11 protein-coding genes are annotated in these 12,877 nt (G+C 57.7%); 4 read left to right on the plus strand and 7 right to left on the minus strand.

What is annotated here, in order from left to right; all coding sequences use genetic code 11:
• Positions 1-47: 47 nt before the first annotated feature.
• Together AC0YNU_RS18435 and AC0YNU_RS18440 are read right to left on the minus strand one after the other, a co-directional pair.
• Positions 48-1,286 carry a hypothetical protein gene (locus AC0YNU_RS18435; RefSeq protein ID WP_475759224.1) on the minus strand — a complete coding sequence of 413 codons (1,239 nt, stop codon included), beginning with the start codon at positions 1,284-1,286 and terminating at the stop codon, positions 48-50.
• A gap of 62 nt (positions 1,287-1,348) precedes the next feature.
• Positions 1,349-1,939 (minus strand): hypothetical protein, encoded by a 591-nt coding sequence (locus AC0YNU_RS18440; RefSeq protein ID WP_475759226.1) that lies wholly within the window; start codon positions 1,937-1,939, stop codon positions 1,349-1,351.
• Positions 1,940-2,233: 294 nt separating this feature from the next.
• On the opposite strand from AC0YNU_RS18440, the gene AC0YNU_RS18445 reads away from it, so the two are divergent.
• Positions 2,234-3,154 carry an amidoligase family protein gene (locus AC0YNU_RS18445; RefSeq protein ID WP_475759228.1) on the plus strand — a complete coding sequence of 307 codons (921 nt, stop codon included), beginning with the start codon at positions 2,234-2,236 and terminating at the stop codon, positions 3,152-3,154.
• Positions 3,155-3,220: 66 nt separating this feature from the next.
• On the opposite strand, the gene AC0YNU_RS18450 is transcribed toward AC0YNU_RS18445, so the two are convergent.
• The 5 genes from AC0YNU_RS18450 to AC0YNU_RS18470 all read right to left on the minus strand — a co-directional run bounded on the left by AC0YNU_RS18450 (position 3,221) and on the right by AC0YNU_RS18470 (position 8,080).
• Entirely contained in the window at positions 3,221-5,059 is a 1,839-nt protein-coding gene (locus tag AC0YNU_RS18450; RefSeq protein ID WP_475759230.1) for a stalk domain-containing protein, read from the minus strand.
• A gap of 123 nt (positions 5,060-5,182) precedes the next feature.
• Complete coding sequence (locus AC0YNU_RS18455; protein WP_475759232.1) at positions 5,183-5,617, minus strand: NUDIX hydrolase; 435 nt, start codon at positions 5,615-5,617, stop codon at positions 5,183-5,185.
• Positions 5,618-5,690: 73 nt separating this feature from the next.
• A complete protein-coding gene (locus tag AC0YNU_RS18460) occupies positions 5,691-6,164 on the minus strand; it encodes a DinB family protein (RefSeq protein WP_475759234.1) in 474 nt (157 codons plus the stop codon).
• A gap of 129 nt (positions 6,165-6,293) precedes the next feature.
• Positions 6,294-6,878, minus strand: a complete 585-nt coding sequence (gene pgsA / locus AC0YNU_RS18465) for a CDP-diacylglycerol--glycerol-3-phosphate 3-phosphatidyltransferase (protein ID WP_475759236.1) — start codon at positions 6,876-6,878, stop codon at positions 6,294-6,296.
• Positions 6,879-7,246: 368 nt separating this feature from the next.
• The gene (locus AC0YNU_RS18470) at positions 7,247-8,080 is read right to left on the minus strand and encodes a helix-turn-helix transcriptional regulator (RefSeq protein WP_475759238.1); all 834 of its coding nucleotides are present in this window, start codon (positions 8,078-8,080) and stop codon (positions 7,247-7,249) included.
• 173 nt (positions 8,081-8,253) lie between these two features.
• On the opposite strand from AC0YNU_RS18470, the gene AC0YNU_RS18475 reads away from it, so the two are divergent.
• From AC0YNU_RS18475 to melA, 3 genes are all read left to right on the plus strand, one after another.
• Positions 8,254-9,342 (plus strand): FG-GAP repeat domain-containing protein, encoded by a 1,089-nt coding sequence (locus tag AC0YNU_RS18475; RefSeq protein WP_475759240.1) that lies wholly within the window; start codon positions 8,254-8,256, stop codon positions 9,340-9,342.
• Positions 9,343-9,348: 6 nt separating this feature from the next.
• Positions 9,349-10,425 carry a Gfo/Idh/MocA family protein gene (locus AC0YNU_RS18480; protein ID WP_475759243.1) on the plus strand — a complete coding sequence of 359 codons (1,077 nt, stop codon included), beginning with the start codon at positions 9,349-9,351 and terminating at the stop codon, positions 10,423-10,425.
• Between the two features lie 1,030 nt (positions 10,426-11,455).
• Complete coding sequence (melA, locus tag AC0YNU_RS18485) at positions 11,456-12,868, plus strand: alpha-galactosidase (RefSeq protein ID WP_475759244.1); 1,413 nt, start codon at positions 11,456-11,458, stop codon at positions 12,866-12,868.
• Positions 12,869-12,877: the final 9 nt, after the last annotated feature.

Raw genomic sequence — 12,877 nt, forward strand, 5'->3', positions numbered from 1 at the left:
GCTAGCCAAACAGAAAGAGCCTTTGCCAGAAAGCGGCAAAGGCTCTTCTATTCCGCGTATTCCGCGCCGGCTCGCCGCATCGCGATCCAGCCACCGCGTATGGCCCACTCGGACATCGGCCCGTGACCGATCTGTGCTTGAAATACGCTCCGCTCTGGATCGTACGCGACGACGATCGCGCCTTCCATAATCGCATTCAAATCGGCTGCCGAGAGTTGACCATCCTTTAACCGGTATATCGTGGTCTGCGCCATCGTTCCGAAGGTGGCCACGATTTCCTTTGCGCCGTCGCCGTCCACATCGGCTTCAAGGGCATGCGCCTCGATCCGGTAGAATGCCGGCTGCGCGTCGACGCGCACATAGTCCGTTATGGCGCAATTCGCGCCGCAGTAGCCGGTTAGCTTGACCATTCGGCCGAACAACGCATCCGTCTCCTCGATCGCGATCTCCGCGGCTTGTTCGGCGGAATAGCCGATCTGTCCCAGGTCATACGTCGAGCCGCCCGCTTGCAGGACGGCGTATATTCCCTCTTGGTCGTCGCCGCCGCGATAAAGTTCAACGATCTCGCCGCCGATCTCCTTGCGCGCAAGGACGCTCTTCCGTTCGGGCGGATCCGTCCGTACGAGCGGCTGGTCCGCATCTGCCGGTTTATACGCGAGCGCGTATTTCAATTCCTCCGGTCTGGCAGGCGCGCTTGCACCGACCCTCTTCCTTGCAGAGACGGTGTCCGCGGCATTGCCGGAGCCGGAATCGGAGCCTGGGCTTGGGCCGGCTGGCGCCTGCGTACTGCCTGACAATACGAGCAGATCGTTTAAGTTACGGTTGATATCCTTCTTCACTTTCCATTTCCCGTCCGTTTTCACGAGCGTTATGCTGCCTGCCACGGGGACGCTTTTCGTCTCTTTCGCATCGTTTTGCAGCTTGACCTTCATCCGATAGGCATACGCAATAACATCCTCGTCTTCGCTCGAACCGCTCAATTGAATGTCCTGCGCCGCTATAGTTGATTGTTCGTGCTGCGCAATCATGAATGGCAGGCCAAGCACGCGGTTGGCGAGCAGGCTTTCCAAGCATTCATCCGTTGCGTACGGTTGCAACTGTTCTTGCCGCTCCTGCAGGGACGATGCATTCACGGAACTTTGAAGATAATCGCTCACTCCATAGAGGTGAGTAAAATAGGCTTTCGCAGCCTCGGCCGCGGCTTCTTCGTCGGCATCGCTGCTGCAGCCCCATAACAACGCGACGATAATCGAGACGACGAGAAGCATGCCAACGCTTTTACGCATGAAATGGACCTCCCCTCCGCTCTGCTTAGCCGAGCATGCCTGCTGCCCGTGCTCCCTCTTCCTTACTTCTCGACCGTAACCGTCGTATACACCGAGCCGTAGTAAGGCGAACGCTTGGTGACATCTTCGCTCAGATCGAACGAGACGATCGCTTCGAGCACGTACCGGCCAGGCGACAGAATCAATTCCTTCTCGTTGTAAAAGGCGCGCCAATAGTCCGCATCGGGATCGTCATCGCTGAACCCGCCGCTTTTATAGAAAGGCTTCGTAATCGTCTTGCCTTGTATCAATTCGGTCGGCGCGCGTTCAGCCGTTGAGGCGCCATCCATATTAAAATCCTTGCCGTCGTGGATAACGAAGCCTAGAAATCCCGCCGAACCGTAAACGGTTATTTTCGGCTGATCGCCCACGTAGGTCAGACTGGCGGAAGCTTCGATCGGCTCGCCTTTCTTATACGTCGTCCGATCCATGTTCAGCTTCAGCTCGAACTTGTCGTCCCGATAAGACGGCTTCGGGCTAACCATTTTCTCCATGACCGCCTTGTTTGCTTCGATGCGCGCAGTATCGCTTGGCGATGCTCCCTCCGGACTGTCTCCTTGGGTAACGCCGCATGCCGACAGCACCAAGATCGCGAGGTACAGCAATATCCGCATGTTCCATCTGCTCCTTTCGCCCGATCGGGCCGCTCATAGGGGTTTCAATCATGGTACTGCTGCCTTATCCTTCGTTCATCCTATTGTCTAAACGAGTCCTGCGCCCAATAGTTGCACCCCATGCAGTAAAAAAAAGGAATTTCAAGCAGCCATTGCGAATGAAATAGTATGGAACATACGAACTGGAGGAAACGGCCATGCCAAGAATGAAAATCCCCCGTTAAGCCCGAGCTCCCCCTCTCATTGGCTGCGATGACCTACGACAATCCAAACCATTGAGAGGGTGCATGGAGTATGTGGCCGAAAAGAGTGAATTGGAATGACCTGAGATTCGGAATCGAAATCGAATTTGTCGGCGGGAAGCCGGAGGAGACCGCGCTGCTGCCCGGCTGGGTGATGTCGCTGGACGAACTGCAGGTGGACGACGCCGGCATGGAGTCCGGGAGCGAGCTGAAGCCGCCTCCCCTGCGATGGGCGGAACGGGAACAGATCCGTCTCATGCTGGACAGACTGCAAGAGCAAGGCGCCGGCATGAACTGGAGCTGCGGGCTGCACGTGCATGTCGGCATCGAGCCATGGGGCGAAGCGATGGTACGCCCGCTTCTGGATGCTGCGCTGCGGACGCAGGATGCGCTGCGAGCGCTCTTGAAGACGAGCGAGGAGCGGCTATTCTACTGCCCGCCCGTCACGGAAGCCATGCGCGCCGATTATGCGGCGAACCCGCGCCAGGAAGCGCTTGAACGCGAAGGCCGGCCGCAATCCCATCGCTGCGGCATCAACGCCGCGGCCTGGTATGATATCGGCACCGTGGAAATTCGCTACGCCAACGGCAGCTTGGATTACGACGAGATCGTGCGAACGGCCGAGCTGTGCCTGCGGTTCGTCGCCGCGGTCGGCGAGGGCCGCGAGCTGCCGGCTTACGCGGATGAACTGGCGGCAGCGCTCGGCGCGTCGCCGGATGGCTACCCGCCGCCGATTCCGGTTCCCCGCTGGTACCGGGAACGGATGTGGCTCGAGGAGGCGCTCCTCCCTGCTGTCAGAGAGCTTGCATCCCGGCTGCTCCCGGACGGCGAGCTCCATCATATCCTTCCCGTGGAGGATGGCATTCTGATCGCGATCGAACAGGATAGCAAGATGCACCGCTACGTATGCCAGCCGCCCGCGACGGGCTGGCAGGTCGTACGCAAGGTCATCGACGAGCCTGGAACATACTAGGCATAGTTGAGTTAGCAAACACCCCTCGCGCCAATTGGCACGAGGGGTGTTTTGGTTGGTGCTCGATCACTTTACCGAGTAGGTCCCTTCCTGATACGTCAGCGTATATACGATGCCCGCATCGGTCAGCAGCGCCGATCCGATTCGGTCCTTCACCAGCCAGACATTGCTGCCATCGGCCGCCACCTGATACAGTCCCCAGTCAAGGCCTTCCGTTACATAATAGACGCCCGCCGCCCCGATGTAGAACGAGCTGACGGCACGGTCGCTCAGCTTGACCTCCTTGCCTCCAGCAATGTCGTAACGATAAAGCACGCCCGCTCCGTTAGCGGCGTTCCCGCCTGCCGAGTCCAGCGTATAGTAGAAGCTGCCGTTATACAGCTGTGACTGATTCAAGGTCCGGCCCACGAGCGTCTGCTCGCCGGCACCGTTCAAATCGGTCGATTTCAAATACCCGGTGCCATCCTCCACATAGTAGATCCGGTTGTTTTTCAGCCAAAACCCTTTCGCCGGACCGCTCAGCTTCGTCTGCTTCATGTCCGTCAGATGGATTTTGTACACCGCCGACTTGCTCTCGTCTCCCTGCGCATTTCCGTTAAAGCCGAGCGTATAGAGGTATCCGTCCTGAACATACATGGTGCTGTTCGTGCCGTAACTGACGTATGCAGCCGTGACCGACACGTTGACCCCGTATGAAAATTCCGGTTGCCCGACCGGCGAAGTCTTCCCGTCAGCCAGGTCGATCCGCATCAGATTATTGCTGCCCGAGCTGAACATCGGGGAAAAATCGGAATAATACAGCCGGTTTCCATCCTTCACGTATTGGATAAACGACTTGGCATTCGTCACGGTCGCCAGCGTTCCCTTACTCTGATCGAGCTTGTACAGCGTTTCGCCGCCCATCGTGTTATCTCCGCTGTGCAGAATCACGTACAGCTCCTTCTCGATCATCCGAATATCCGAGACCCAGCCGTCCTCGGGCTTCCAATCGGTAATGACGCCCACGGTGCGGTTAGCGTGATTCGAGAGCCGGTACGCATCCAATTCAACTTTGCTGCCGATCGAAGTCACGTAGTACAACTCTCCGTCGATGAGCTTGGCCGAATTCACGCTCGGATTGCCTTGCAGCGGCACACGGACTTCCTTCCCCTTGCCGGTTCGGCTGTACAGCGTCTGAAAGCCGCCTTTGTCCGTATAGTTAAACCTGTAGGAATATACGGTATCGCCCGATGCCGCAATCAAATAATCCGTCTTCGCATCCTCGACGCGCTGCCGTGGATCGACCAGCCTGGCTTTAAGCTGCTCCTTGAACGTCAGCGTCTGCGGCGCCTTCAGATCGACTTGCTCATCGCCGATCAGAATCAGCCCGTCTAACCAGTCGATATGCTTGCCCAGCGCTTCCGATGCCTCGCGGAGCGGAAGCACGATGCGCCCGTCAACCTTCTGCGGCGCGGTCTCGATGGTTTGCGGCACGTTGTTGACGAGCATCGTCTTGCTGCCGAGGGTGAACACGATTTTCTTGTGCAGCCCGTAATTGTTCAACAGGACCTCGTCCGGCTTCTGCTGCTGCCAGATCGCTTCCCAATAGCTCTTGCCGTTCTCGGATTGCGTCGCCAGATCGCTCATCATGCGGATCGGGACCAGCACGCGTCCGTTCCGCTGCACGATCGAATAATCGGCCATCCAGTCCGTCATTCTCCCGTTGACGTATAGCTTGTGTTTGAACACATACGGAACGACAACAAGCCGGTCGATCGCTTCGTTAAGCGGCTTTTTGCTCCCTGTATCGACAGCTGCGACCGGCTCCACTGCTACCGGTGATGCAGCTGCTGATGCTGCAGGCGCCGCTAGGGTGCCCCATGCGAGTCCGATGCTGCCGACTGCTGTCAGTAGTCTTCTTTTCATAGCCCATTCTCCCTCTCCCGTTACGGCTAACTTCCTTATATATCCATAACGAAGTGAAAACGCCAATTGTTGCGAAGGCGGGGAACGGCGAGACGATGGACGCAGCATCCGGTACAGGTACGCCTATTCCAGCCATACCCGCGGCCCAACCGTATGAAAGAGACGCTCGCGATTAGCAACCAACGCGTCCACGATCCGTTTGCGCGTGAAATCGCTAATCGGCCTCGGCCATTCATCGATCGAGCAATAACGGCATTCCAGAATTTCAGGCGAGCTGGGCACCGGCACCTCACCCTCCGCGTGAGTCGCGAGGAAGACGAAATGATGCATGTCATGGTCACGCCCGGCTTCATAGTAGACGCCCGTTAATCGGCCTACCTCGACGTTCAGGCCCGTCTCCTCCAAAACCTCTCTCGCCGCCGTTTGCTGCGCCGATTCATTCGCTTCCGATTTGCCGCCCGGAAGATCCCAGTTGTTCTTGCCGTAACTATGCTTGACCAATAAAATACGTCCTTCCGCATCCATGATGACTGCCGCGGCGCCGATTAACTTGGACATTCATGCGTCCCCCTGTTATGTAGTGGTTTACACCACATACAACGCCAAAATATGTAAGAAAGTTTCAGCGCGTTCAGATCGAAGTGGACGTATACGTATCCTTTAGACAAAGCTTGGCGATATAAAATAGCTGCCCCATATGCTCGGAATAATGGGCGGCGCACTGATGCAGCATGTCCAGGTGCGTGCGTTCCCGTTTCCTTACCTGCTGCGTCTCTGCCAATTGCTCGTTCGAGATCGCAGCCAGTACATCAAGAATGATCTGCAGCTTGGTTTGGACAATCGCTTGCAATTCGGATTTCGTAATTGGCGCAAGGCTCCATTCATCTTCGCGATTGCGCTGCACGTCCTGCTGCAGGATGCCTTTCATAATGCGCTCCTGGACATTGCCTTCGATATGCTTGATCAAGGCCGCAATGCTGTGGCTGGCCGGATCGGGCTTCCAATTCAGCTGCTCATCGTCGAGCTGGTCGATCGCAAGCAGCATTCTTCGGCGGATTTCTTCGAATTTACGGAGGAGCCATTCTCGATTGAAATCTTCGTTCATGCGCGATCCCTGCCTTTACTATAAAATTCGTACTGCCCGTAAACACAACAAAGGCCGCCGAGTCTTATCGGCCGGCAGCCCTGTCCTGTCATCACGTATGCTTAGCGCGGCGGCCTTGGACGCTTTCGTCTAGAACAGCTCCAGCCGCCGGTAATTGTTTCTTATATAATGAACGCCCGAGTACACGGTCAATGCGAGCGCGGCATACAGCAGCACCTGATCGACGGGGATGGAGGTGAAGAAGGCGAACGGCCGATTGCGGAGCAGAACGGCGGTGATTCCTACGACTTGAAATACCATTTTGATTTTGCCGGTGTTGTCGGCCTGGAGAGCGATTCGGCGGGATGCCGCGACCATGCGAAGTCCCGTAATCATAAATTCCCGCGCGACGATGGCGAAGGCTACCCATGCGTACGTGAGATGCTGGCTGACCATCAAGATCAGCGCGGCGGAGATCAACAGCTTGTCGGCCAGCGGGTCCAGCAGTTTGCCGAGGTTCGTCACCAGATTGTATTTGCGCGCAATGTAGCCGTCAAGCTTATCCGTCGCCGATGCCAGCAGGAACACGGCCGCCGCGTAATACATGCCGTATCCGTCCAAATGCTGCAGCAAGGCGGAATGACTCGTCAGCCATGCCGGATAGATGGGGAACAACAGGATAAATAGAGGAATCATCAGTATTCTAACGACTGTGATTTTGTTCGCCAAGTTCATGGGATCGCTCCTTGCCCGGCTCGGCCGGCCCTTATTTCGACTCGAACGCCATAAAGTCCCTTGTGCTCAGATGTAAAAACTTAATATATCACTTTATTCCATATAAAATGCATAAAACCCTGCATGAATAGCCGTTTCCCGTTAAATCCGCTGAATGATCCACAGCAGCCAGATCAGCGCTCCCAGCATGAGGGCGCCGCTTCCGAATATCGCAAAGAGAATGAGTTTGTTCTTCATGACTCCTGCCTCCTTCTAGGATCGGAACGAAGTGATTCTAGGTGTAGCCGGCGTTAAGCAGCCGAATCCGACTGCCGGAAGCCGAGTCGGGCCGCTTTCTCCCTGTCATCCGCTAAAGGATGCCGCTTGCCTCAGCCGCAGCCTTCCCTGTATTTGCGCGGCGTCGTGCCGATCGTCTTCATGAACACGCTATAGAAGGAAGGCTCGCTCTGGTAGCCGACGATCTCCGCGATTTCTTTCACCTGCAGGCCGGTCGTGCGCAAGTACCGCTTCGCCGCTTCCATTCGGCAGTAGATCAGAAACTGGATCGGACTCACCCCTACCGTCTCTTTGAACAAATGCGCCAAATGGTATTTGTTCAAGTACGTTTCCGCGGCCAGCAGCTCCAGCGTCAGCGGCGCGCCGTAGTTCTCTTCCATCATGCGCTTGGCCTTCCATACCGCTTCTTTGGCCGTCGACCGCGTACGCTCCGAGACCGCATCCCTGTAATGCACGATCCGCGCCAGCTTGACGAACAGCACGCCCAAGTAGTGGTTGGCCGCCAGCTGCGACTCCGGCTCCATGCGGTCCTGTTCCGCGATGCAATCCCGCATCAGCTTGCCGATCGCCGGCATATGCTCATGCAGCTCGATCACGGGATCCTGGCCTTGTCCAAGAAAACAATCCGCCTGCTGCTCGCCCATCTGCAGTCCCGTGAACCCAATATAGGTGGCGCGAAAAGGATGCTTCGTGGACAATTCCTTATGCCACAGCCCCCGCTGGTAGAAAAGCAGCGTGCCCGCTCCTGCCGTATAACTCCGCCCGTCGATCTCGAACTCGCCCTCGCCCTCCTCGATCAGCAGCATTTCGCTGTTCGCGTCATGCTTATGCAGCTCCAGATTGAAGCGGCCCGAATTGCCGTCGATGCTGAAGGTCGCGCCGGACAAGTAGACCGGCTGGCTTCGAAACAGCGATGTCTCGCTCATCGGCTTCCCTCCTATATCGCAAGAATGGATAATTTTTCTCACAAGTTCACTTATTGTGCAGCCGCCGCTATTGGCATAACCTAGTATAGAGAGCGCTTGCATAATCTATCTTCAGAATAACGCATTTCTGCAATACCTTACAACATTAAATAATTCAAGGAGTGTAACCAACCGTGCTGCAATTCAAGAAAAGGCTGTTGTCCGAAGAGAAGTACGAGGCCTGCGCGGTCTTCGACGTGAACGGCGACGGCGTGCCGGATATCGTCAGCGGCGCGTACTGGTACGAAGGGCCGGACTACGCGAATAAGCATTTTATTAGCGATGTGCTTGCCATCTCGGAATACCATGACGATTTCTCCGACTATCCGATGGATGTCGACGGCGATGGACGGCTCGACATCATCACCGGCGCATGGTGGGGCGAGACGCTTCGCTGGCGCAGAAATCCCGGCAAGACGGGAACGGCCTGGGAAACCTTCGACATCGATCGCTGCGGAAGCATCGAGACGATCCGATACTTTGACATCGACGGATGCGGCGTGCCCGAGATTTTCCCGAACACGCCGGGTGCACCGCAGGCGTTTTATAAGCTTGTACGCGATGCCGATGGCCGGGGCACTGGCGAGTTTAAGAAGTTCGTCATCAGCGAAGGCGCGAGCGGCCATGGCATGGGCTTCGTCGATATCGACGGAAACGGCCGGATGGATGTCGTGCTGGCGAACGGCTGGCTGGAGCAGCCCGAGGATCCTTTTGCCGGATTATGGACGTTCCATCCCGAATTCCAGCTCGGCAGCGCCAGCGTGCCGGTGCTCGGCCATGACGTGACGGGCAACGGACTGATCGACCTCATCGTCGGCCAAGCGCATGATTACGGTCTCCACTGGTATGAGCAGGGTCGTGCCGAGGATGGCTCCCGCACATGGACGAAGCACGAAATCGACATGTCCGGCTCCCAGTTCCACGACCTGTGGCTGGTCGATCTCGACCTCGACGGCGAGCTCGAGCTGATTACGGGCAAGAGGTACCGGGCGCATAACGACGGCGATCCCGGGGCTTTCGACGACATCGGCATCTACTATTACAAGATCGACGGCGGCAAGTTCGAGAAGCATGTGATCGACTACGGTCCGGCGGGCGAAGCTTCCGGTGCCGGAATTTATTTCTGGGTGCAGGATTTGAGCGGCAACGGCTATCCCGATATCGTCGCGCCGGGCAAAGACGGCCTTTATCTATTCGAAAATTTAGGACAAAGCGAGGGTTAACGAACGATGAGCAAAGTACGGATTGGTTTTGTAGGCGGCGGCGGTATGGGGCAGATGGCTCACCTAAGCAACTATGCGGTATTGAAGGATGAATGCGAGATCGTGGCGCTGGCCGAGATTCGTCCGCAGTCCGCCGCGCTCGTCGCGCAGCGTTACGGCATTCCCGAGGTGTACAGCAATCACCATGATCTAATTGCAAACGCGAAAGTCGACGCGATCGTCGCGCCGCAGCAGTACCGCAACCATGCCGCCCTGATTCCGGACATCCTGCGCGCAGGCATTCCGGTGTTCACCGAGAAGCCGCTCAGCCTGACGGTCGAAGCCGGCCGCGAGCTGGTACGCGTCAGCGAGGAGACCGGCACGCTTCATATGGTCGGCTACCACAAGCGCTCCGACCCTGCGATGGAGCGCGCCAAGAAGGAAGTCGATGCCTGGAAGGCGAGCGGCGACTTCGGCAAGCTGCGGAGCATCCGCGTGACGATGCCTCCGGGCGATTGGACGGCTGCGGCCGACCAGCCGCTGAACGCGGGCGATCCGTATCCGTCCTTGACGCCAGAGCCGGGGCCGGCGGATTACACGGATGACCAAACGCGCGAGCTGGATATCTTCGTCAACTACTATATCCACCAAGTGAACGCGATCCGTTTCTTCCTCGGCGAGAACTACAAGCTGACGTTCGGCGACCGCGCAGGGGTCCTGCTCGTCGGCGAAAGCGACAGCGGCGTCACGGTCAGCTTAGAAATGGCGCCGTACCTCACGTCGATCGAATGGCACGAGCATATCAACGTCGCGTTCGACAACGGCTTCGTCCGCGTCGATCTTCCGGCGCCGCTGGTTCGCCAGCAAGCGGGCAAAGTGACGATCTACAAGGACAGCGCCAAAGCCGGCGCGCCGGAAATCATCCAGCCGATCATGCCGAACGTCTCGGCGATGCGCAACCAAGCGCGCAATTTCCTCGCGGCCGTGCGCGGCGAACGTCCGGCGCCGTGCGCGTCGAAGGAAGCGCTCGAGGATCTCATCTTCGCGCGTTCCTATATCGACTTCATGTCGAAGACGTACGGTAATGGTTTGGCAAAGGTTTAGGGGTTAAGGAGCGAGGATTTAGAAGCTGGGGGTTAAGGAGCAGAGCGATAAGGAGCAGGGATTCCTGCTCCTTTGAGGGTTTATTTGGGACTGTGCACGCTGTAAGCGCGCTGCCCCGAACGGTCGCTGTCCAAGGCCGCCAGGTCCGACAAACGACACCCGCGCGCGCTGGATGCGCGCTGCCTCGGTGATCCGCGACCAAAGGAAGCCGCGCGTCATGCTAGCTGCACGGTACATTAGCTGCACGGCACCGTTGGCCGCCACGTTAGCTGCACGGTACATTAGCTGCACGGCACGTTCGCTGCACGGTACATTAACTGCACGGCACCGTTGGCCGCCACGTTAGCTGCTCGGCACGGGGTTCGATCGCGATAAGCCACTCGTCCGCAAAGAAATAAGTGCAAATATGCACTTATTCAGCGCTCTCATTCCTGAAATCAAGAAATAACTGCAAACATGCATCTATTTAAGACGCAAACGTGACTTTCGGGGGAAAATTCCAGAAATAAGTGCACATTTGCATCTATTTGTTCTTGCAGGGTCTTTCCCTTGATTAATAAGTGCATATTTGCACTTATTTGCTTGGCTTCATTGCGTTACCAAGAGCAGGTCGTAGAGAATGCAGCGCAGCAAAGTCTCCGGCTCTGTTACGGCGGCAGCCAAGCCGCAAGGCAAGGTCAGCCTCGGGCGCAGCAGTCCATCCAGGTCGAGCATTCAATACGCGAGTGAACTCCGGCCGACCAAGCCAAAGCGCTGCCTAAAGCAGCGCAATCATCCTTGCCCTACCCTGCAACGCCCCCCTGCTGGGGGAAGTTCTGCAGGCCATGCCTTAAAAAGCCCCGGTGGAAGCAGGGGCCCGGAGGAGGTACGGAGTCGGAGATCGCCTTTGTAGTCGGAATTCCACCTCTAAATGTCTAATCAGATGAGAGAATTCCGAACTACAACAGCGAACGCAGACCCGTACCGCCGCAGGGCCCCCACGCCTTCCACCATCCGCTTTTTCATCCATTCCAAAGAACGGGGTGTCCTTATGAGAAGAGTCGCCATCATCGGAGCCGGCAGCGTCGTATTCTGCAAAACGCTGATCCTGGACATCATGGCCACGGAAGTGCTGGAAGAAACCGAGTTCGTCCTCATGGCGCCGTCGACGACCAAGACAACGCATGTCAAAGCCTACATCGACCGCGTCATCGCGCAAAACAACCTCAAGGCCCGCGTCTCCATCACGACCGACCGCCGCGAAGCGCTCGCGGGCGCGAACTACGTCATCTGCTCGTTTCAAATCGGCGGCCTGACCGCTTTCGAGCTGGATTACAAGATCCCGCTCAAATACGGCGTCGACCAATGCATCGGCGACACGCTCGGACCCGGCGGCGTCTTCCGCGCCCTGCGCAGCATCCCCGTCATTCTGGACGTGGCGCGCGACATGGAAGAGCTGTGTCCGAAAGCGATCCTGCTCAACTACGTCAACCCGATGGCCATGATCTGCTGGGCGCTCGGCGAGACGAATATCCAGTACGTCGGCCTCTGCCACGGCGTGCAGACGACGCTCGACCTCATCTCCGGCTATACCGGCGTGCCGAAGCAGGAGATCGACTTCATCACCGGCGGCATCAACCACATGGGCTGGTTCCTGAAGATTGAGCACGAGGGCAAGGATCTCTACCCGCAGCTGCGCGAGAAGTTCGAGGAGCCGGAATTTTACGTCAACGAGAAGGTGCGCGGCGAAGTATTCCGCCACTTCGGCTACTTCATGACGGAGTCGACGGGCCACCTCTCCGAATACGTGCCGTGGTTCCGTCACAGCAAGAAAGCGCTCGACCTCTACTGCGACGAGCCCGCGTTCGGCGGCGAATCCGGCGCGTACTACAACTGGTGCGTGTACGTGGCGAATAAATACACCGAGGCCGACCTGCTGACGGACGAATCCGCCGACCTGCCGCCCCGCAGCATCGAATACTGCGCCTACATCATCGAGGCGCTGGAGACCGGCAAGCCGTTCAAGTTCAGCGGCAACCTGCGCAACAACGGCATGATCAAGAACCTGCCGGACGACTGCTGCGCGGAAGGCCTCGTATACGCGGACCGCACCGGCATCCACCGGACGATCGTCGGCGAGCTGCCGGCGCAGTGCGCGGCCTTGAACATGACGAACATCAACGTCCAACGGCTGGCCGTCATGGCGGCGAAGTCCGGCGATCCGGAGACGGTCGTGCAGGCGATCGCGCTCGACCCGCTGACGTCCTCGGTGCTGACACTGAAGGAAATCCGCGACATGGTGACGGAGATGCTGGACGCCGAGAGCGAATGGCTGCCGCAGTTCGGCAACCGCCGTCCGCGCCCGACGCCGACGATCCAGATCCCGCAGGACGTGAGGCGCGCCGACGTGCCGATCGACCCGGCGCTCGCGATCTTCGCCCGACTTGGCGAGCTGGCGCAGTAAGCGTCCTGC

This window comes from Paenibacillus sp. J31P316, from assembly GCF_056269105.1.